This is a genomic window from Rhodococcus sp. EPR-147 (assembly GCF_001647185.1).
In the GTDB taxonomy this organism is placed as follows: domain Bacteria; phylum Actinomycetota; class Actinomycetes; order Mycobacteriales; family Mycobacteriaceae; genus Rhodococcoides.
On sequence record NZ_LVCU01000528.1, the window covers coordinates 1 to 19,421 of the forward strand.

The window sequence follows — 19,421 nt, forward strand, 5'->3', positions numbered from 1 at the left end:
CGCGGTCGCCTGCCGCGATGCATCCGCGGGGCAGGGTCTGGGGAACGGGCAGCACACCGAGCGGCTCGGACTTGAGCGCGGCGAGCTCGTCGGCGCGTTCGGGGAGGTTCTGGATCATCGTGTCGAGCACGGTGTTCCGGCGCTCGAGCACGCCCTCCTCGTTGGTGTACGGGTTGAGTGCGGAGCTGGACTGCACCATGCCTGCGAGCATCGCGGCCTGGACGGCGCTGAGCTGGCTCGCATCGATACCGAAGTAGGTCTGGGCGGCGTCCTGGATGCCGAAGGACGCGTTGCCGAACGGAACGAGGTTGAGGTACCGGGTGAGGATCTCGTCCTTGGTCAGTTCCTTGTCGAGCGTCAACGCCATGCGGATCTCGCGGATCTTGCGAGCGGGCGTCGTCTCGATGGCCGCTCGGCGCTCGGCGTCGGTCTTGGCCACCACGAGCAGCTGGTAGTTCTTCACGTACTGCTGATCGATGGTGGATGCGCCCTGCTCGACCTGCCCGCTGGTGGTGTTGGTCAGGAACGCTCGGAGCGTGCCCTGCCAGTCCACGCCCTGGTGTTCGGCGAAGCGGCGGTCCTCGATCGAGACGATGGCGAGCTTCATCTCGTTGGAGATCTGGTCGCTCGGCACTTCGAATCGACGCTGCTCGTACAGCCAGGCGATGGGATTGCCGTTGACGTCCGTCATCGTCGAGACGGCAGGCACTGCGCCCTCCACCAACTCGGCCGAGACGTTGTCGACGGTATCGGCGGCGCGGTTGGAGGCGTACCCGAACCCACCGGCCAAGGGGAACATCACGCCGGCGAGCAATGCACCGGCGAGTGCTGAACATCCGGCGAGCTTCGCCACGGTTTTTCCAACTGACACAGAGCACAGCGTACGTGGGTGTGGCTCGGACCGGCAGAGGCCTGCATGCGCCGTGTGCTGCGCCCCTGCTCGGGACGGCCGTACCAGAAATGTGACCCCGCCGTCTTGCATTCGGGGCTCGCTTTACCTAAATTATGAGCACGGTGTGATTCGCATAACACTTGATAATGAATGTGGGGCAGCTCCTAGAATTTGTGCTTCGCCTGACGAGGTACAAACCGCTTCGAGCCTCCGGGACGTCCAGCGAGGACGTCCGCAACGCAAAGGGGTATCCGCATGCACACGACAACCGCGCCGACGCGACTCGACGTAGAAGAAGCAGAGGCACGCATCGCCTGGGTGTCGCACGCCCGTTGCAAGGGCACTGACCCGGACCAGCTCTTCGTCCGGGGTGCAGCGCAGCGCAAGGCCGCAACCATCTGCCGGCACTGCCCGGTACTCATGCAGTGCGGTGCGGATGCCCTCGACAATCGAGTCGAGTTCGGTGTTTGGGGCGGCATGACGGAACGCCAGCGCAGGGCGCTGCTCAAGCAGCACCCCGAGGTCGACTCCTGGTCCGAGTTCTTCGAGACCCAGCGTCAGCAGCAAGCAGCCATCTAGTCGCCTGCCGGGCAGGGCCGATTCAGCCTTTGCGAGTCAGCTGATCGGCCACTGCACGCAGCGCGGCGAGGTCGGAGACCTCGAACGGCAGTGACGGAACACCGACGATGGGCACGCGGGGGTGCGCACCGGTGAACCGGCGAAGCAACCGCACCTCACGCGCTGCCGTGACGGCGCGCTGAGCGTGGATCCGGAGGACAGCGGCGGTCAGATCCGCACCCGGGTCGTCGATCCGATCGAGTAGATCGGCCGCCGTCGCGGCGTGATCCGCCTGCACCGACGACAGCGTCGGGTGCGTTCGGTTCACCACCAACCCGGCCAGGGGCATCTTCTCCGCAGACAAGCGCTCCACGAAGAAGGCCGCCTCGCGCAGCGCGTCGGGTTCTGCGGCAGCGACGACGAGGAAGCTGGTGCCGTCCTCGCGAAGCAGCTGGTAGGTACGCGTCGCCCGCTCGCGGAACCCGCCGAACATGGAATCCAGTGATTGCACGAAAGCTGATGCGTCGGACAGCATTTGGCTACCGATCACGGTGGAGACGCCGCGCATGGCCAAACTCATCGCGCTGGTGACCACGCGGGTGATGCCGCGGCCGGGAGCGGTGAGCAGCCGGATGAACCGGCCGTCGAGGAACGAGCCGAGTCGCTGCGGTGCATCGAGGAAGTCCAGTGCACTGCGCGACGGCGGAGTGTCCACCACGATCAGATCCCACGACGAGTCCAGGGACAACTGCCCCAACTTCTCCATCGCCATGTACTCCTGCGTGCCCGAAAACGACGACGCCACAGTCTGATAGAACGGATTGGCCAGCACCTGCTCGGCCTTCTCCGGCGTCGAGTGCTCGATGACCATCTCGTCGAACGTGCGTCGCATGTTCAGCATCATCGCGTGCAGTTCACCCTTGGCACCGGCACCCAACTTCACCGGCTGCGGGCTGTTGTCGAGATCGCCGAGACCGAGAGCCTGAGCCAGGCGACGGGCCGGATCGATCGTCAGCACCACCACCCGCCTACCCTGCTCGGCAGCGCGCAGCGCCATCGCAGCCGCGGTGGTGGTCTTGCCGACTCCGCCGGCCCCGCAGACGACGACGATCCGCGACGTGGGATCGGTCAGGATGCGGTCGACATCGAGTTCGGTTGCTACTGGTCGAGTCATCGGACACCCTGTTCTGCAAGCTTGGCGGCGAGCTCGTACAAGCCGCCGAGATCGACACCATCGGCCAACATCGGCAGCGACATCCGCGCGACGTCGAGTTCGTCGAGCGTGGTTGCGCTCTCCACCTGAGCCGAGAGCGTTGCCGCGTGCTCGATCGATTCGGTGAGCAACCCCGCAAAGTCCGCCTCGGACAACGTGATTCCTGTCTTGGCGAGACCGTCCTGAATGGCGACGGCATCGATCTCGCCCTCGGCGATGGCCTCGAGCGACTCGGCCGGCAGGTACGTCGGTTCGGTGCGATTGACGATGACCGCGCCGAGTCGAAGATCTGCCGCCTCTAGCTCACGCACCGCGTCGGCCGTCTCCTGCACCGGCAGCGCCTCGAGCAGTGTCACCAGGTGCACGACGGTGTCGGCCGAGTGCAGCAACCGCACCACGCCCTCGCTCTGCGAACGAACCGGTCCGCCCTTGGCCAGGTCGGCCATGGCCTTGGTGACGTCGAGGAAGTTTCCGATGCGTCCGGTCGGCGGCGAGTCGACGACGATCTCGTCGTAGGCCCGGTTGCCCTTCTTGTCGGTCCGCACCACACATTCCTTGACCTTGCCGGTCAGCAACACGTCGCGCAGACCCGGTGCGATGGTCGTCGCGAACTCGATGGCGCCGATCTTGCGCATCGCGCGGCCGGCGAAGCCGAGGTTGTAGAACATCTCGAGGTATTCGAGGAACGCGGTCTCGATGTCGATGGCCAGTGCGTAGACCTCGCCGCCGCCGTCCGCCGAGGCGACGCGTGTCTCCTTGGGCGGAAGCTGCGGCACGTCGAACAGCTGCGCGATGCCCTGCCTGCCCTCGACCTCCACCAGCAACACCCGTCGACCACCGGCTGCGAGCGCCAGGGCCAATGCGGCAGCGACCGTCGTCTTGCCGGTCCCGCCCTTACCGGATACGAAATGCAGCCGCGCGGCATCTGCCTTCGCCGGCCATCCCTCTTCGTTCGCTATGCCCACACCCCGACCATATAGAGGTCGTCCCCGGGCGTCCGACCGAAGTGTCTAACTCTGCTCGGAGTGTCGGCGGAGTCGGTCGACCAATCCCTGGGTGTACGCGTCGAGATTCGGTACTGCGTCGGGACAGGCGACCATCGCGATCGTCACCACGTCGCCCAGGCCGAAGATTCCGTGATTGAGACACCGGCCGTCTTCGAGGAACGGAAAGCCTGCCGAGAAACGCGCGACGGCACCACACAGCTCGAGGTCCGCGCGGCCACGGTCGACACTGACGACGGTCGTCTGAGCACCGACGAACGACGGAGAGCGGTCGTGTTGTCGGAATCGGCGTCCCTGTACGAACCGGACGATCGGTGCAGGCACTCGCTCGTCCGCGCGCGCGACGCGGAGCAACGGTGCAGCCGTCACCCTGGCTTGTTCGGCCGCGAGCGACCGAGTGATCAGCTCGGCTCGCTTCGCGATATCGGGTTCTCCGACGTGGAGGTCGACCGTTCCGACCACCGCTCGATTCGCTGCCGGCCACTCCACGTCGCGCGGTAGGGCCATCGGGACGAACGCCGCGACGGTGCCTCCGGTCGCGGACAGCGGCTCGTCGCCGTCGCCGTCGCCGTCGCCGTCGCCGAGATATTGGTCGAGGCACGAGCCGACGGCACACAGAGCGGACACCGTGACCGACGCGGCACCCGCGCGGACTTCCGTCTGCTGCATCGGCACTATGCGAACGACTCGATACGGCCCCACGGCCTGGTTCAGCGCCGTGGCCGGCACCGAGGGCGGGCCGGGCTGCGACCCCCGGTACGCGCGAACAGCTCGACGGGCCTCCCACCGCGATCGAACGAGATCGACCGGTGCGCGCACCACCGCACCGAGAGTGCTGACGACGGCGTTCTCTCGCTTGGGCTCGGTCTCCGGTGATAGAGCCGCACCTGTCGCGGACACTGGCTCGAACAGTGCTCGAACCATCCTCGATACGCCCAGCCCATCGGTCAGGGCGTGCCCGACCTGCAGTATCACCACCGTCACCGCACCCTGCATCAGCGGAGCAGAACCGATTCCACGGACCACGTGCAGGTGCCAGGAGTGCTCTCGGAGATCGAGACGAGTGCGGAGCAGGTCGCCCATCAAGTTCTCGAAGTCGGCCCAGGGCGCACCGCCGAGGTCGTGATCCGACATCCGCTCGGACAGCGGGGACGTATCGGGTACCCATCGCGGGTAGTCCAGATTCAGTGGCGCCTCCCGGAGCCGCAGTCCCAGGCCGGGGACCAGCGGTGCGCGGGCCTCCACGTGGGCGACGATCTCGTCGAACGAGGGCGCGGGGCGTTCGACCGAGTCGAACGCCGTCAGGGAGAACTGGTCCCGAGAATCACCGCGGTCACGCGCGAAGTGATAGATGGCGTCCTTGATATCGAGCCGATCCATGCGACGACTGTAGTTCCGGCACCGCATCGGTGGAACCGAACGATAGGCTCAACAGTCATGAGCGAAAAGATCATCTGGGAGTACTTCACCGCGCCGGTCCTGATTCACGCCACCAAGCAGATTCTCGACAACTACGGCTCCGAGGGCTGGGAGCTCGTCACGATCATGGCGGGACCCAACGGCGGAGACACGTTGGTCGCGTACTTCAAGCGCCCGAAGGTCTGAGCGCGCGTGGCGAATTGGAGCGAACGACTGTCCGAGCTGGGCATCGAGCTGCCCGACGTCGTCCCGCCGCTGGCGGCGTACGTCCCGGCGGTGCAGGTGGGCTCGCTCGTCCACACCTCCGGCCAGTTGCCGATCGTGGACGGAAACCTGACGTCGGTGGGCAAGGTCGGCGGCGACGTCACCGCTGAGGACGCCACTGCAGCGGCGCGCCTCTGCGCCCTGAATGCGCTCGCCGCCGTGCACGCGCTCGTCGGCATCGATTCGGTGGCCCGAGTGATCAAGGCGGTCGGCTTCGTCGCCTCCGCTCCGGGATTCACCGGCCAGCCCGGGGTGATCAACGGGGCGTCGAACGTCATCGGTGAGATTTTCGGCGATGCGGGCAAGCATGCGCGCTCGGCCGTGGGTGTCGCCGAACTGCCGCTCGGTGCTTCGGTGGAAGTGGAGCTCATCGTCGAACTGCGCTGACGCGCAGTGGTGTGGCTAGGTGCCCTCTGGGGCACTCAACCACGCCACTGGGGCGCAGCCGCACATGTCACTGGGGCGCAGCCGCACTGATCACCTTCTGCAGGTGTAGGCCTCGGTGTACCGAGCATTCGTGATCGACACCCTTGTCGACCGACTCGAGGAATTCGTCCAGCAGGACGGCGAAGCAGTCGGTCGACGAGGTCGATCGATCGGTGAGCGTGGCGATACCGTCGGTGCCGCTGAGCTCGATCCGCATCAGGGACGGCATGATCGGCGTCCGCAGCGACAGTTGCACGGTGCTCGTTGCACCGCCCTCGTGCTCGAGCACCACGGTCCAACTGTCCGACGCCACCTCACGGTGCGAGTAGGCAACGCGCGCAATGGTTCCCAGTGCGGCGTCGAGCAGATCGAACACGTGTGGGCCGATGTCGAGGATCGCCCCGTCGTCGTGTCGCCACTGCGAGTTCGCGTACGCCCCGCCGAGGACGGCACCGGAGAACCAGGTACCCGAACCCGCTGCCCACGGTCGCCCGGCGACCGCGTCGAGGAATTGCCTTGTCTCCGGGGCGAACCGGAGCGTCAGCGTCACCATCGAGCGGACGCCTGCGGCCGTCACTGCCGCGGCCAGTTCCTCGGCCTCGGCCACCGTTGCGGCAATCGGCTTGTCCAGCAACACATGTTTGCCTGCCTGCACCGCGCGGAGTGCGTACCCGGCTTGCACGGCCGGTGGTACCGCGAACGCCACCGCATCGACGGCACCCAGCAGGTCGTCGAACGAGTCGAAGACCGGTGCCCCCAGCTCGGCTGCCGCTTCGGGTCTGCGTGCCCATACTCCGGCGAAGTCGATGGCGGGATGGGCGAGTAGCGAGGGGGCTTGAGTCTTACGGGCCCAGGGCCCAGCTCCGACGAGTCCGACCTTCATGAATATCGACGGTAGTCCTCCCGGACACGGCGTGGAGCAGGCGACCTACAGTACTTTCATGGCCGACTCGAACCCCCAGCATCCCGCGTACGGACTTCTCCGGCAGGTGACGCCCACCGCGTCGGTTCTGCTCGCCGACAACCCGGGCAAGATGACGCTCGACGGGACGAACACCTGGATTCTGCAGGCACCGGGGTCGGACGAATGCATCGTCGTCGATCCCGGGCCGAAGGACAAAGCTCATCTCGACGCCGTCGCCGCGTCGGGCACGGTGGTGCTGACGCTCGTCACTCATCGACATGCGGATCACACCGGCGGACTGAAGCGGTTCCACCGCAAGACGGCGGCGCCGGTGCGTGCGGTAGGGGAGAAGTTCCTGCACGGAGACGGTACGACCCTGGCCGACGGCGAGGTCATCGAGGCTGCCGGGCTGCGCATCGAGGTTCTGCACACCCCCGGTCACACCGCGGATTCGGTGAGTTTCGTGTTGGACGACGCGATCCTGACGGGAGATACCGTCTTGGGTCGCGGCACGACGGTGCTGGACCCGAAGGACGGTTCGCTCGCGGACTATCTGCAGTCGTTGGACCGGCTCGAGGCGGCCGGTGCGGGGAAGACGGTACTTCCCGGGCACGGGCCGGAGTTGCCGGACACCGCCGAGGTGGCGCGAGCGTATCGCGCCCACCGTCGGCAGCGGCTGGATCAGGTTCGCTCGGCGCTCGCCGAGATCGGCGAGAACGCGAAACCGATGCAGGTGGTACGGCACGTCTATTCCGACGTGGACAAGAAGTTGTGGCCGGCTGCGCGGATGTCGGTCAAGACGCAGCTGGCCTACCTCCGCGAGAGCTAGCGAGCAGCTGTCTCGACGGAACTCGGCCTAGCGAGCTCTGCGTGCCAGCCGCTCGGAGTCCGAGATCAGCACGGACTTGCCTTCGAGGCGCAGCCAGCCGCGGTGCGCGAAGTCGGCCAGTGCCTTGTTGACGGTCTCGCGAGACGCGCCGACGAGCTGAGCGATCTCTTCCTGCGTCAGGTCGTGGGTCACGCGCAGCGATCCCGCTTCCTGGGTGCCGAAGCGCTGGGCCAGCTGGAGCAGCGCCTTCGCGACACGTCCGGGAACGTCGGTGAAGATGAGGTCGGCCAGGTTGTTGTTGGTGCGACGCAACCGGCGAGCCAGTACGCGCAGCAGCTGCTCGGCGATCTCGGGGCGCTGATCGATCCAGTCCTTGAGCGCAGCACGGTCCATGCTGACCGCGCGGACCTCGGTGACCGTGGTGGCCGAGGACGTACGGGGGCCGGGGTCGAAGATCGACAGCTCACCGAACATGTCCGACGGTCCCATGATCGTCAGCAGGTTCTCGCGGCCGTCGGGGGAGCGTCGCCCGAGCTTGATCTTGCCCGAAACGATGATGTAGAGCCGGTCTCCGGGCTCACCCTCGTTGAACACCACGTGCCCACGGGGGAAATCGACAGGCTGCAGCTGCTTCGTCAGTGCCGCAACCGCAGAGGGTTCGACTCCTTGGAAGATGCCGGCCCGTGCCAGGACGTCGTCCACTTGCGCTCCTTTTGGGATGTCGGTGTCGCGGAAACCCGCACCACCGAAGGCGTTTGTACTCAGTTCGTGCCATGCACCGAACTGCGGTGCAGTTCAGGCGTCGACGCCGATCCGATGATCAAACACAACAATTACCTCAGGGGAGTCTACTTCGAGTCGGTGAAAACCGAGTGATCGACGCCACCACAGGTTGCCAGAGGACTCGGGCGTGTGTTCCCGTTCACCCGAAATTCATCCAAATTACGACCAATGGGACGAAACGCGCGCTCAACTGGCTCGTTGGTCGGCCAGGCCGTCGCGCGTGTCGATGGTCCGCGGCGGGGTCTGGCGGCGTTTGCGGGTGTTGAACCGGGCCAATGCGTGCGGGAAGCCCTCGTTCGCCAGAGTGGCGACCTCGGACTTGCTCGCCTGATCGAGGAATTCCTGTACTTCTTGCTCCCGGACGCCGAGCTTGCTCAGACGAAACTCGACGCGTTCCATCGCGAGTGCGAAGAGCATGAGTAGTACCGGAAAGAGCACCACGGCGAGTCCTTGCATACCGGCCAGTTAACACCGAAAAGATCTCGATACAAACACGGTCCGCTGCTGCCGCGAGGAACGTTACGCATTCTTGTCCGTACAGTTGTGGAGTGGATTCGACAGCTCCGAAACGCCCCGACGTGCGCAAACGCGAGGAGACGCACCTCGGGCTGGTGCGTCGAGCTCGGCGAATGAACCGGACGTTGAACACTGCCTTCCCGCATGTGTACTGCGAACTCGACTTCACCACGCCGCTGGAACTGGCCGTCGCGACCATCCTGTCCGCGCAGTGCACCGACAAGCGCGTCAACATGGTCACCCCAGCGCTGTTCGTGAGATACCGCACAGCCCGTGATTACGCCGAGGCCGACCGGACCGAACTCGAGGAGTTCATCCGCACCACGGGCTTCTATCGGAACAAGGCCAACTCGCTGATCGGTCTCGGGCAGAAGTTGCTGGAGAACTTCGACGGCGAGGTGCCCGCGACGCTGAAGGACCTCGTCACACTCCCCGGGATCGGCCGCAAGACGGCCAACGTGGTTCTCGGTAATGCCTTCGATGTTCCGGGAATCACCGTCGACACCCATTTCGGACGGCTCGTACGGCGCTGGCAGTGGACCGAGGAACAGGACCCGGTCAAGGTCGAGCACGCCGTCGGCGCACTCATCGAGCGCAAGGAGTGGACGCTGCTCTCGCATCGAGTCATCTTTCACGGTCGACGCGTTTGCCATGCCCGTACACCCGCCTGTGGGGTGTGCGTCCTCGCCAAGGACTGCCCCTCGTTCGGGACCGGTCCGACCGACCCCGCAACCGCAGCTGCGTTGGTGAAGGGCCCGGAAACCGATCACCTTCTCGCTCTCGCCGGAATCGTGCCGTGAACAAATCTGCCCTGCGGTGGTCACTGGTCGCTCTGATCCTGGTGGTCGGGATGGTCTACGCGCTGTGGCCCCGGAGCGAAGCGCCGACCGCGCAGCCCATGGATTCGCCCGGCCTCGGGCAGCGAACACCGAGCACGGACGAGCGGCGTGCAGTCGACACTCCCGAGGCCCTCGCACCATTGCGTCAGGACGCCGGTCTCGCCGCGTGCCCCACGGCGTCGGGCAACGCCGCGGGCCCGTTGACGGGCATCACCCTCGAATGCATCGGCGACGGCTCGTACGTCGACCTCGGGCAGGTACTCGCGGGCCGCCCTGCTTTGCTCAACATCTGGGCGTACTGGTGTGGCCCCTGCGCCGAAGAGCTGCCTTACCTGCAGCAGTACGCCGACCGGGCGGGCGAGAAGATCGAGGTCCTGACCGTCCACAACGACGCCAACGAGGCCAACGGCCTGACTCGGTTGACCGATTACGGCGTCACCCTGCCCGGCGTTCAGGACGGAGGCGGGCGCGTCGTCGCCGCCGTCGGAGCACCCAACGTGCTGCCCGTTTCCGTTTTGATATCTGCGGATGGCACTGTCGCCAAGGTGCTGCCACAACCTTTCCGTAGCGTCGACGAGATCGCCGACGCCGTACGCGTGAACCTCGGAGTCGACTCGTGAGCGCACCCGACTGGCTCGGACGCATGCTCGACGTGGCAGGCAGGGCCGGCGGCCTGACCGACACCACCGGCATCAACCCCGTGCTGCAGCGTCAGGCACCGCCGTCCGACCGACCGCGGTCCGCCGCTGTGCTGGTGCTGTTCGGCGGCCCCGCCTCCGCAGATCCCACCTCGCCCGGTGGATTGCCCGCCGACGCCGACGTCCTGCTGACGCAGCGTGCGTCGACGTTGCGCGATCACAGCGGGCAGATCGCCTTCCCCGGCGGAGCCACCGACCCGGGCGACGACGGCCCGGTCGGCACGGCACTGCGCGAGGCGCAGGAGGAAACCGGGCTCGATCCGGCAGGCGTCGTGCCACTGGCGACGATGCCCGGCATCTACGTTCCGCCGTCGCGCTTCGATGTGGTTCCGGTGCTCTCGTACTGGCAGCAGCCCAGCCCGGTGCGCGTCGTCGATCCCGGCGAGACCGAGCGAGTGGTGCGAGTTCCGTTGCGCGAGTTGCTCGATCCGGACAATCGATTCCAGGTGCGCCACCCTGCGGGCTACCAGGGCCCAGCGTTCGCTGTGCAGGGAATGCTGGTGTGGGGATTCACGGGCGGTATCCTGGCGGGTCTGCTGGCTGTATCGGGCTGGGAGCCCGAGTGGGACACGGGGGACATACGCGATCTGGAGGCCAGCTTGACTGCGGTAGGAGCGAGGCTCGATCGGTGACAGGTTCAGGGTGGGTCGATATCGCGGTGATCGCCATCGCACTGCTGGCGGCGTCGTCGGGATGGCGGCAGGGGGCGGTGGCGTCGGCGCTGGCGTTTCTGGGGGTCGTCCTCGGTGCCGTTGCCGGCATTCTGGTGGCACCGCACGTGCTCGAACACGTCGACGGTTCGCGGACGCGGGTGTTCGTCGGTATCGCACTGATCGTGGTGTTGGTGATCGTCGGTGAAGTCGCCGGAATGGTCCTAGGGCGGGCCTTGCGCAGCGGAATACATTCGCGCGCAGCACGATCCGTCGACAGCACGGTCGGAGCCGGGCTGCAGGCGGTGGCGGTGCTCGCCGCTGCGTGGCTGCTCGCCATTCCACTGACGTCGTCCTCGCAGCCCGAGGTGGCCAGCGCGGTGCGCGGGTCGTCGGTGCTCGGTCAGGTCGATCAGGTGGCACCCGACTGGCTGCGGCAGGTACCCGAGGAATTCTCGGCGTTGCTCGACACCTCCGGATTGCCGGACGTCATCGGACCGTTCGGTCGCACCCCGGTCGCCGAGGTCGCCGCGCCCGATTCCGGTATCGCAGCGGGACCTGTTCCGGTGCAACTGCAATCGAGTGTCATCAAGATCAACGGCATCGCACCGAGCTGCCAGAAGGCTCTCGAAGGCTCCGGTTTCGTCGTCGGATCCGATCTGGTGATGACCAACGCGCACGTCGTCGCCGGCACCTCCGAGGTGACCGTCGATTCGCCCAACGGACCGCTCGACGCAGACGTCGTGCTGTTCGACCCCGAGGAAGACGTTGCCGTGCTTCGTGTTCCACAGCTGCAGGCACCGGTGCTGACCTTCGCCCCGATGCCAGCCGAATCCGGTACCGACGCCATCGTGCTCGGTTACCCCGGCGGCGGTCCGTACACGGCGAGCCCGGCGCGAATCCGCGAGATCATCAACCTCAGCGGGCCGGACATCTACCGCACCGGAACCATCCAGCGTGAGGTCTACACCGTGCGCGGATCGGTGCGGCAGGGCAATTCCGGTGGACCCCTGGTCAACTCGTCCGGAGAAGTACTCGGAGTCGTGTTCGGCGCTGCCGTCGACGACCCCGACACCGGATTCGTGTTGACCGCGTCGGAGATCGCCGACGAACTTGCACAGAGCTTCGCTGCCCCGGTGCCGGTCGGCACCGGCGACTGCGTCGTCTAGTCGCCAGGGCCTGGCGAAGTCCGGCTGGGCAACAGATGCACACAATCTTGTCTGAGTGGGGTCAGGATCGCCTCGGCCAGCTGCTCGAGCTGGTCGATCCGGCCGGGGCCGAGGTGCTCGAACACCCGTCGGCGCACTTGCTGCACGTACCCGGGCTCGATGCGGTCCACCGCCTGCGAGCCGACATCGGTCAATCGTGCCAATGTTCGTCGTGCGTCCTCGGAATCGCTTCGTCGAGTGACCCACAGCTTCTTTTCCATCCTGGTCACGATGCGCGACAGGTGTGAGGGCGTGACGCCTGCGCCCGCGGCCAGCTGCGTCATGTGAACGTCGCTTTCCTCGCTCGTCGACAACCAACGCAGGACCTGATACTCCGCGTGTGTGAGCCCGTGCTCGTGGCCGAGGTACGCATCGAGGGCGCCCGGTAGCCACATCATCACTCCCACGAGCAGAGACCAGGTTCGGTCTTCCTGAGGCGAGAGGTGCGGGGCATCGGACACGGGTTACACGATACCGTTGCTTGCTGCGGAAAGTATTCTCGGGTAGATTACTTTCCGCGGGAAGTAATCTCGTACCCGATGCGTAGTACGGAGAACCAGATGCAGGCAGCGCGATACCACCGTTACGGTGGCCCCGAAGTACTCGTGGTCGAGGACACACCGGAACCTCACGCGGAGGCGAACACCGTTCGCATCGAGGTCGGAGCCGCGAGCATCAACCCCATCGACTATCTGCTGCGCTCCGGTCGGTTGAGTGATGTGGTGCCGCTCGATCTGCCCGCCATCCCCGGCCGTGACGCGGCCGGAGTGGTCGACGAGGTAGGACCGGGGGTTGTCGGCACGCAGGTCGGAGACGTCGTGTTCGGCGTCGGTGGGATCAGTGACACCACCGCGCAGTACGCAGTACTCACCGCGTGGAGCAGTGCACCCTCGGATTGGAGCATCGAGCACGCTGCGGCCGCCGGGCTCGCTTCGAGCACGGCATCCGCGGTCATCGAGGCTCTCGAGGTCTTCGGGAGTCTGGAAGGGAAGACCGTACTGATCGACGGCGCTTCCGGAGCAGTGGGCACCGCCCTGAGTGTTCTCGCGAGGGATTCGGGGGCCGAGGTGATCGGAACCGGAAGCCCGCGCAATCACGACTATCTGATCGGCCTCGGCGTACGGCCGACCACCTATGGTCCGGGGCTTGCCGAACGGGTCGCCCTCCTCGCGCCGGGCGGGGTGGACGCGGCTGTGCACACGGCGCCGTCATCTCTGCCGGAGGACCTGATCACGTTGGTGGGCGACCCCGCCCGCGTCGTGACCGTCCTGGACGCCGAGGGTGCCGAACGTCTGGGTGCGCGAAAGATCGACGCTCGCAACGAGTCTCAGTTGTTGGAGCGCGCTTCCGAGCTGGGCCGACGCGGAATCTATCTGCCCCGGGTCGACCACACTCTGCCGTTCGCCCAGATCGCCGACGCCCACGCCGTGGCCGAGCGGGGAAGCGGCAAGGTCGTCGTCACCATGCGGTGACCCACCGCCGCGCGTAATCGAGCGCGTTCAGATTTCGTGCACGACTCGCAGGATCTCCTCGGACACCACGTCGGGTGCTTCCTGGTGGACGTAATGCCCCACGTCACGCACTGTTCGACGCGTCAGTCCCGGTGCCCAGTGCCGATCGCGATCGAGGGTGGTGGGCAGCACGTACGGGTCGAGGTCGCCGCTGATCTGCGCGACGGGAATCGAGGTACGTACGTCCACGGCGGCCATGAAGCGGCGTCCCTCGGCGCGGAACTGGCTGCGGAATGCCCAGCGCTGATATTCGAGCGCGCAGTGCGCAGCACCCGGAATCCGGATGGCCGAGCTCATCTTGGCTGCGGTGTCGGCGTAGTCCTCGGTGTTCTTCCACGCGGACCCGGCGCGGCTGCTCATCAACTCGCCCACCGCAGCTCCGCCTCGGCGCGTCAGCAGCCTCTCCGGGCGCAGCGGAACCTGGTAGCGAACGAAATGCGGTAGCAACGCAGCGCGTTGCGCCGAATCCTTCAACACCGCTCGCCGCAGCGAGATGGGGTGCGGTGCGTTGATCAGCACCATCGAGCTCACCAAGCGGGGGTGCAACGCCGCACTGGCCCAGCAGACGAGACCGCCGTCGGCGTGACCGACGAAGGTGGCGTGCGGGTATCCCAGAGCGCGAACCAGTCCGACGATATCGCCGGCCAGTGTCCACCCGTCGTATCCGCGTGGGGGCTTGTCGGAGTCACCGTAACCGCGCAGGTCGACGGCGATTGCCCGGACGCCGGACCGAGCGAGTGCGGCAAGTTGGTGTCGCCACGAATACCAGAAGTCGGCGAAGCCGTGCAGCAGGACCACCAGCGGTGCGTCCGGTGCATGTTCGCCGACCTCGACGACGTGGAACCGGATTCCGTTGGCGTGGATGTCGCGATGGATCCACTGTCCCGGATACCGGACCGTGGACGGATCGGGCTGATTCATACTGCTCGATTCGCCCGGGCTACTACTTCTTGTAGCCGGGAACCCCGGGGATGGAATCGTGCTGGTTCGGCAGCACCGTCGACGCCTGCTTGAGCGAGTCGATGGTCTTCTCGGGCTTGCGCAGTTTCTTGACCCTGCGGTAGCCGAGGAATCCGAACAGCGCCGCAGCCAACACCATGAACGCGAACACGATGAGGAATGCGGCCCAACGGTAGAGCCACACGTCGAGCAGCTCGGCCGCGAAGAAGAAGAAGAAGAAGGTGCTGAACAGCAGAACCGTCAGGGCGATGATGAAGAAGACGCTGCCCTGCAGACCCTTCTTGACCTCACCGGTGACCTCGGCCTTGGCGAGGGCGACTTCGGCGCGCACGAGCGTCGAGACCTGGGTGGTGGCGTCCTTGACGAGGTTTCCGATGCTGGCGCTACCAGGGGTGCGGGCATCGACATCGGTCAGAGGTATCGATGAAATCGTGTTCGGGACGCCGTTTCCGTATCCCTTGTCATTGCTGACGCTCAACTCTCGACCCCTTGTAATCGCTCTGCTCGGTGTTGTGCGGAAGATCGTATCGACAGTAGTGCCTGGATAGCAGATTAACTGTTCCGCGAAGGGCAAGCGACGCTCGGCCCTCGTTTGGACGCGTACCTCGGTACCGCCTCCCGCAAACTCGCCGATCTTGCGCGATCGGGCACCGGACACGCCCGGGTCGTGAAATTCTCAGGTGTTCATCAGGTAATTTGCAGGGAACTTCCCCCTTTCAGGAGCATCCGTGAGTTCAGCACACGCCGTCGCGCCCGACGGCGCAATTCCCGCACCTCAGGTGCCGCGGTCACGCATCGTGATCGCCTCGATGGTCGGCACGTCCATCGAGTTCTTCGACTTCTACATCTATGCCACCGCCGCCGTACTCGTCTTCCCGCGTCTGTTCTTTCCCGCGGGCAACGACACCACGGCGCTGCTGGCGTCGTTCGCGACGTTCGGTCTGGCGTTCATCGCGCGGCCCGTCGGGTCGATTCTGTTCGGCCACTTCGGTGATCGCATCGGACGCAAGGCGACCCTCGTCGGCTCCCTGCTCACGATGGGCGTCGCGACGTTCGCGATCGGCTTGTTGCCGACGTACGCCGCGGTGGGTCTGTGGGCCCCGGCCCTGCTGGCGATCATGCGCTTCACCCAGGGCGTCGGCCTGGGTGGCGAGTGGAGCGGTGCAGCATTGCTGGCGACCGAAACCGCGAAACCGGGCAAGCGAGCCTGGGCCGCGATGTACCCGCAGCTGGGCGCGCCCATCGGCTTCTTCTTCGCCAACGGCATCTTCCTGCTCATCGTCATCGCGACGGGCTACGACTCTGCGAACTCCGGCACCGACCACGCGTTCCTGACGTGGGGCTGGCGAATCCCGTTCCTGCTCAGCGCGATCATGGTGATCATCGGTCTGTACGTCCGGCTCAAGCTGGAGGAGACGCCGGTGTTCAAGTTGGCCGTCGAGCGCGGGCAGAAGGTCAAGACTCCGCTGGCTCAGGTGTTCAAGACCAGCTGGCGTCAGCTGATCATCGGTACCTTCGTCATGCTCGCCACCTACACGCTCTTCTACATCATGACCACGTGGGTGGTCAGCTACGGAACGGGCAAGGTCTCCGACGTCAACGGGCCCAAGCTGGCCATTCCGTACACCGACTTCCTGGAACTGCAGCTCATCGCCGTGCTGTTCTTCGCGGCTCTGATTCCGGTCGCCGGACTGCTCGCCGACAAGTACGGCCGCCGTCCCACGCTCATCGTCATCACCACGGCGATCGTGCTGTTCGGACTGTCGTTCCACTGGTTCGCAGATCCGGCGTCCGCGTCGGCAGGCAAGATGCTGGTGTTCATGTGCGTCGGCCTCGGCCTGATGGGTCTGACCTTCGGACCGATGAGTGCCGTTCTGCCCGAACTGTTTCCGACCAACGTGCGCTACACGGGCTCGGGAATCTCGTACAACACCGCGTCGATCCTCGGGGCCGCAGTCGCCCCGTTCATCGCCACCTGGCTGGTGAGCAGCTACGGCGTCGGCTGGGTGGGCGTCTACCTCGCCATCGCCGCGGCGTTGACGCTGATCTCGTTGATCATCATGAAAGAAACACGGGATCAGTCGCTCGACAGCGTGTGAGCGGCTGCGCCGCACGTGAGCGGAAACTCGTAGCAGGGGTCGAGTTTCCGCTCACCTGCGCTGAGCGCTAGCGGCCCTTCTTGATCGCCTCGAACACCTTCGGGTCGACGAGGGTGGAGACGTCGCCGAGTTCGCGGCCCTCGGCCACGTCGCGCAGTAGGCGACGCATGATCTTGCCGGATCGCGTCTTCGGCAGCTCGGGCACGATGGAGATCTCGCGTGGCCGGGCGATCGGTGAAATCTCCTTGGAGACCTGAGCTTTGAGTTCTGCGATCAACGCGTCGCCGGTGTTCTCCTCGCCGGCCCGCAGGATGACGAATGCGACGATGCCCTGACCGGTGGTGTCGTCGGCGGCACCGACCACCGCGGCTTCGGCGACACTGTGATGGGTGACCAGTGCCGATTCCACCTCGGAGGTGGAGATGCGGTGGCCCGAGACGTTCATGACGTCGTCGACGCGGCCGAGGACCCACAGTGCGCCGTCCTCGTCGTACTTGGCACCGTCACCGGCGAAGTACCAGCCTTCTTCGGCGTAGCGGGACCAGTAGGTGTCCTTGTAGCGGTCCATATCGCCCCAGATGCCGCGCAGCATCGACGGCCAGGGCTCGTCGAGCACGAGATATCCGTTGCCGCCGTTGCCGAGTGGCTTGGCGTCGTCGTCGACGATCTTGGCGCAGATGCCCGGTAGCGGGGTCATTGCGGAGCCGGGCTTGGTGGAGGTGACGCCGGGCAGTGGGGAGATCATGATCGCGCCGGTCTCGGTCTGCCACCAGGTGTCGACGATCGGTGCGGTGCCGCCGCCGACGACGTCGCGGAACCAGCGCCACGCCTCGGGGTTGATGGGCTCGCCGACGGAGCCGAGCAGACGGATCGAGCTCAGGTCGTGTGCCTCGGGAATCTCCTTGCCCCACTTCATGAATGTGCGAACGAGGGTGGGGGAGGTGTAGTAGATCGAGACCTTGTACTTCTCGATGACGTTCCAATGCCGGTGCTCGTCGGGCGAATTGGGCGTGCCCTCGTAGACGACCTGGGTGGCGCGGTTCGAGAGCGGGCCGTAGACGATGTAGGAGTGTCCGGTGACCCAGCCGATGTCGGCGGTGCACCAGTAGACGTCTGTGCCTGCCTTGTGGTCGAAGACGTTGTGGTGGGTGTACGAGGTCTGCGTCAGGTAGCCGCCGGAGGTGTGGATGATGCCTTTCGGCTTACCCGTCGTACCGGAGGTGTACAGGATGAACAGCGGGTGCTCGGCCGGGAAGGGCTGTGCCTCATGGGTTTTCGACGCCTTCGCGACGGTCTCGTGCCACCACAGGTCGCGTCCGTCGGTCCACGAGACCTCGGAGTCGGTGCGCTTGACGACGAGTACATGTTCGACTGACGCGGCAGCGTTCTCGAATGCACTGCCGGCGGCGCCGTCGACGGCCTCGTCGACGGTGTCCTTGATGGGAGCGGGCTTGCCGCGTCGCCACTGACCGTCGGTGGTGATGACGAGCTTGGCTTCGGCATCGTCGATGCGCGAGCGCAGCGCGGTGGCCGAGAAGCCGGCGAAGACGACGGAGTGGGTCAGGCCGAGGCGGGCGCACGCGAGCATCGAGACGATGGCCTCGGGAATCATGGGCATGTAGATCGCGACGCGGTCGCCGGAGGCGAGGCCGAGTTCGGTCAGGGTGTTGGCGGCCTGGCTGACGTCGGCGAGCAGATCGGAGTAGGTGACGTCGCGGCTGTCGCCGGGCTCGCCTTCCCAGTGGATGGCCACCTGGTCGCAGTGGCCGTCGAGGAAGTGGCGGTCGACGCAGTTGTAGGCGACGTTGAGCTCGCCGTCGGCGAACCACTTGGCGACGGGGGCGTCGGACCAGTCGAGTACCTCGGTGAACGGGGTGTGCCAGTGGAGTCGGCGAGCCTGCTCGGCCCAGAAGCCGAGTCGATCGTTCTCCGCGGCGGCGTAGAGGTCGGCTCCGGCGTTGGCCTGAGCGGCGAACTCGGCCGAGGGCGCGTAGGAGGCAACCGCGGTCTCGTCGGTTCCGGAGGTACTGGTCGTCATCTCGAATAGCTCACTTTCGTCCGGTGCATTTCGCTCATGAAACTGCACTTCCGTGCCTGTCTCGAGCCCCTTGTGAGGGTAGTCACATGTGATGGCAATCGCACCGTTGCAATCGCCTGCAACCCCCTGATCTGCGGTGATCGGTAGTTTCTGCACGCTGGGCGGTAATCGGGACCGCCGGCGTGCACCCCGGGCGACGCCGATGTCCGAACTGTGAGAAATCGACTTGCCGAAACGTTTCGATCATGTTTCCTGCTTACTCACGGGTCAGCAAAATCTGGGGGAGTTCACATGTTCGTTTCAGGATGTGTCTAAAGTCCATCCCATCAGATCGTTGGAACGGCCCACCTGCCGTGCCATGCGGTCGCCCACGAATCCCCGGGCGTCGCGCCCGAGGAACTGAGCACGGACGACCCCGTGTTCACATCTGGATGGAGGATTTTCTTGCGTATCAAACGTGCCGCGGTAGTCACCACGGCTGTGCTGATGAGTGCGAGCCTGCTCGCCGCCTGTGGCGGCGGTGGCTCGAGCTCCGGCGGTAGCGCCGACGGTATCTACAGCATCTACATCGGCGAGCCCGAGAACCCGCTGATTCCCGGCAACACCACCG

The 19,421-nt window shown here is 65.7% G+C and carries 21 protein-coding genes; 10 read left to right on the top strand and 11 right to left on the bottom strand.

All coding sequences use genetic code 11. The annotated features are described in order from the left end of the window. On the bottom strand, window positions 1-853 hold an 853-nt coding region (locus tag A2J02_RS22980; protein WP_197478112.1), incomplete at its 3' end, for a transglycosylase domain-containing protein. Window positions 854-1,147: 294 nt separating this feature from the next. Between A2J02_RS22980 and A2J02_RS22985 the strand changes: the two genes are divergently transcribed. Next, complete coding sequence (locus A2J02_RS22985) at window positions 1,148-1,471, top strand: WhiB family transcriptional regulator (RefSeq protein ID WP_008712729.1); 324 nt, start codon at window positions 1,148-1,150, stop codon at window positions 1,469-1,471. Window positions 1,472-1,493: 22 nt separating this feature from the next. On the opposite strand, the gene A2J02_RS22990 is transcribed toward A2J02_RS22985, so the two are convergent. The 3 genes from A2J02_RS22990 to A2J02_RS23000 are packed head-to-tail and all read right to left on the bottom strand — an operon-like array spanning window position 1,494 to window position 5,047. Next, complete coding sequence (locus tag A2J02_RS22990) at window positions 1,494-2,624, bottom strand: ArsA family ATPase (protein ID WP_068054086.1); 1,131 nt, start codon at window positions 2,622-2,624, stop codon at window positions 1,494-1,496. Beyond that, on the bottom strand, window positions 2,621-3,628 hold the full coding sequence (locus A2J02_RS22995) for an ArsA family ATPase (RefSeq protein ID WP_068054088.1): 1,008 nt from the start codon (window positions 3,626-3,628) through the stop codon (window positions 2,621-2,623). The genes A2J02_RS22990 and A2J02_RS22995 overlap by 4 nt, the downstream gene beginning before the upstream one ends. A 45-nt stretch (window positions 3,629-3,673) precedes the next feature. Next, entirely contained in the window at window positions 3,674-5,047 is a 1,374-nt protein-coding gene (locus A2J02_RS23000; protein ID WP_068054090.1) for a wax ester/triacylglycerol synthase domain-containing protein, read from the bottom strand. 57 nt (window positions 5,048-5,104) lie between these two features. Here A2J02_RS23000 and A2J02_RS27910 point away from each other — a divergent pair, with 57 nt between their 5' ends. Next, a complete protein-coding gene (locus A2J02_RS27910; RefSeq protein ID WP_094638696.1) occupies window positions 5,105-5,272 on the top strand; it encodes a DUF4177 domain-containing protein in 168 nt (55 codons plus the stop codon). Window positions 5,273-5,278: 6 nt separating this feature from the next. Continuing rightward, window positions 5,279-5,737 (top strand): RidA family protein, encoded by a 459-nt coding sequence (locus A2J02_RS23005; protein ID WP_068054093.1) that lies wholly within the window; start codon window positions 5,279-5,281, stop codon window positions 5,735-5,737. A 67-nt stretch (window positions 5,738-5,804) separates the two neighbouring features. Here the strand turns inward: A2J02_RS23005 and A2J02_RS23010 are convergent, their stop codons facing one another. Then, window positions 5,805-6,659 carry a Gfo/Idh/MocA family protein gene (locus A2J02_RS23010; RefSeq protein ID WP_068054096.1) on the bottom strand — a complete coding sequence of 285 codons (855 nt, stop codon included), beginning with the start codon at window positions 6,657-6,659 and terminating at the stop codon, window positions 5,805-5,807. A 58-nt stretch (window positions 6,660-6,717) separates the two neighbouring features. Between A2J02_RS23010 and A2J02_RS23015 the strand changes: the two genes are divergently transcribed. Further along, window positions 6,718-7,509, top strand: coding sequence for an MBL fold metallo-hydrolase (locus A2J02_RS23015; protein ID WP_068054124.1), 792 nt, complete (start codon window positions 6,718-6,720; stop codon window positions 7,507-7,509). 27 nt (window positions 7,510-7,536) lie between these two features. On the opposite strand, the gene A2J02_RS23020 is transcribed toward A2J02_RS23015, so the two are convergent. Beyond that, window positions 7,537-8,211: a Crp/Fnr family transcriptional regulator gene (locus A2J02_RS23020; RefSeq protein WP_027494494.1), complete on the bottom strand. Its 675-nt coding sequence runs from the start codon at window positions 8,209-8,211 to the stop codon at window positions 7,537-7,539. Between the two features lie 267 nt (window positions 8,212-8,478). Beyond that, window positions 8,479-8,748, bottom strand: coding sequence for a hypothetical protein (locus tag A2J02_RS23025; protein WP_068054099.1), 270 nt, complete (start codon window positions 8,746-8,748; stop codon window positions 8,479-8,481). Window positions 8,749-8,921: 173 nt separating this feature from the next. Between A2J02_RS23025 and nth the strand changes: the two genes are divergently transcribed. From nth to marP, 4 genes are read left to right on the top strand one after another with little or no spacing between them, the layout of a single operon-like run. Continuing rightward, window positions 8,922-9,608: an endonuclease III gene (gene nth / locus A2J02_RS23030; protein WP_231893979.1), complete on the top strand. Its 687-nt coding sequence runs from the start codon at window positions 8,922-8,924 to the stop codon at window positions 9,606-9,608. A 50-nt stretch (window positions 9,609-9,658) separates the two neighbouring features. After that, a complete protein-coding gene (locus tag A2J02_RS23035; protein WP_068054126.1) occupies window positions 9,659-10,267 on the top strand; it encodes a TlpA family protein disulfide reductase in 609 nt (202 codons plus the stop codon). Between the two features lie 23 nt (window positions 10,268-10,290). After that, on the top strand, window positions 10,291-10,977 hold the full coding sequence (locus A2J02_RS23040) for an NUDIX hydrolase (RefSeq protein WP_068054125.1): 687 nt from the start codon (window positions 10,291-10,293) through the stop codon (window positions 10,975-10,977). Continuing rightward, window positions 10,974-12,164 carry an acid resistance serine protease MarP gene (gene marP / locus A2J02_RS23045; RefSeq protein ID WP_068054104.1) on the top strand — a complete coding sequence of 397 codons (1,191 nt, stop codon included), beginning with the start codon at window positions 10,974-10,976 and terminating at the stop codon, window positions 12,162-12,164. Before A2J02_RS23040 ends, marP begins: the two co-directional genes overlap by 4 nt. Here marP and A2J02_RS23050 read toward each other — a convergent pair. Beyond that, entirely contained in the window at window positions 12,161-12,664 is a 504-nt protein-coding gene (locus A2J02_RS23050) for a MarR family winged helix-turn-helix transcriptional regulator (protein WP_068054106.1), read from the bottom strand. The two genes, marP and A2J02_RS23050, sit on opposite strands and share 4 nt — an antisense overlap. A gap of 99 nt (window positions 12,665-12,763) precedes the next feature. Here A2J02_RS23050 and A2J02_RS23055 point away from each other — a divergent pair, with 99 nt between their 5' ends. Further along, window positions 12,764-13,675, top strand: a complete 912-nt coding sequence (locus A2J02_RS23055) for an NADP-dependent oxidoreductase (protein ID WP_068054109.1) — start codon at window positions 12,764-12,766, stop codon at window positions 13,673-13,675. 27 nt (window positions 13,676-13,702) lie between these two features. Here A2J02_RS23055 and A2J02_RS23060 read toward each other — a convergent pair whose 3' ends face one another. Beyond that, a complete protein-coding gene (locus A2J02_RS23060) occupies window positions 13,703-14,635 on the bottom strand; it encodes an alpha/beta fold hydrolase (protein ID WP_068054113.1) in 933 nt (310 codons plus the stop codon). Between the two features lie 22 nt (window positions 14,636-14,657). Beyond that, the gene (locus tag A2J02_RS23065; protein WP_068054119.1) at window positions 14,658-15,152 is read right to left on the bottom strand and encodes a phage holin family protein; all 495 of its coding nucleotides are present in this window, start codon (window positions 15,150-15,152) and stop codon (window positions 14,658-14,660) included. 250 nt (window positions 15,153-15,402) lie between these two features. Here A2J02_RS23065 and A2J02_RS23070 point away from each other — a divergent pair, with 250 nt between their 5' ends. Continuing rightward, window positions 15,403-16,773 carry an MFS transporter gene (locus A2J02_RS23070; RefSeq protein ID WP_068054121.1) on the top strand — a complete coding sequence of 457 codons (1,371 nt, stop codon included), beginning with the start codon at window positions 15,403-15,405 and terminating at the stop codon, window positions 16,771-16,773. Between the two features lie 67 nt (window positions 16,774-16,840). Here the strand turns inward: A2J02_RS23070 and acs are convergent, their stop codons facing one another. Next, window positions 16,841-18,811: an acetate--CoA ligase gene (gene acs, locus A2J02_RS23075; RefSeq protein ID WP_068054127.1), complete on the bottom strand. Its 1,971-nt coding sequence runs from the start codon at window positions 18,809-18,811 to the stop codon at window positions 16,841-16,843. Window positions 18,812-19,421 lie beyond the last annotated feature (610 nt).

Excerpts from the sequence above, each read along its gene's own strand:
- A2J02_RS22985 (WP_008712729.1), top strand. The coding sequence starts at position 1,148 with ATGCACACGACAACCGCGCCGACGCGACTCGACGTAGAAGAAGCAGAG.
- A2J02_RS22990 (WP_068054086.1), bottom strand. The coding sequence starts at position 2,624 with ATGACTCGACCAGTAGCAACCGAACTCGATGTCGACCGCATCCTGACC.
- A2J02_RS23000 (WP_068054090.1), bottom strand. The coding sequence starts at position 5,047 with ATGGATCGGCTCGATATCAAGGACGCCATCTATCACTTCGCGCGTGAC.
- A2J02_RS27910 (WP_094638696.1), top strand. The coding sequence starts at position 5,105 with ATGAGCGAAAAGATCATCTGGGAGTACTTCACCGCGCCGGTCCTGATT.
- A2J02_RS23010 (WP_068054096.1), bottom strand. The coding sequence starts at position 6,659 with ATGAAGGTCGGACTCGTCGGAGCTGGGCCCTGGGCCCGTAAGACTCAA.
- A2J02_RS23015 (WP_068054124.1), top strand. The coding sequence starts at position 6,718 with ATGGCCGACTCGAACCCCCAGCATCCCGCGTACGGACTTCTCCGGCAG.
- A2J02_RS23025 (WP_068054099.1), bottom strand. The coding sequence starts at position 8,748 with ATGCAAGGACTCGCCGTGGTGCTCTTTCCGGTACTACTCATGCTCTTC.
- nth (WP_231893979.1), top strand. The coding sequence starts at position 8,922 with ATGAACCGGACGTTGAACACTGCCTTCCCGCATGTGTACTGCGAACTC.
- A2J02_RS23035 (WP_068054126.1), top strand. The coding sequence starts at position 9,659 with ATGGTCTACGCGCTGTGGCCCCGGAGCGAAGCGCCGACCGCGCAGCCC.
- A2J02_RS23040 (WP_068054125.1), top strand. The coding sequence starts at position 10,291 with ATGCTCGACGTGGCAGGCAGGGCCGGCGGCCTGACCGACACCACCGGC.
- A2J02_RS23055 (WP_068054109.1), top strand. The coding sequence starts at position 12,764 with ATGCAGGCAGCGCGATACCACCGTTACGGTGGCCCCGAAGTACTCGTG.
- A2J02_RS23060 (WP_068054113.1), bottom strand. The coding sequence starts at position 14,635 with ATGAATCAGCCCGATCCGTCCACGGTCCGGTATCCGGGACAGTGGATC.
- acs (WP_068054127.1), bottom strand. The coding sequence starts at position 18,811 with ATGACGACCAGTACCTCCGGAACCGACGAGACCGCGGTTGCCTCCTAC.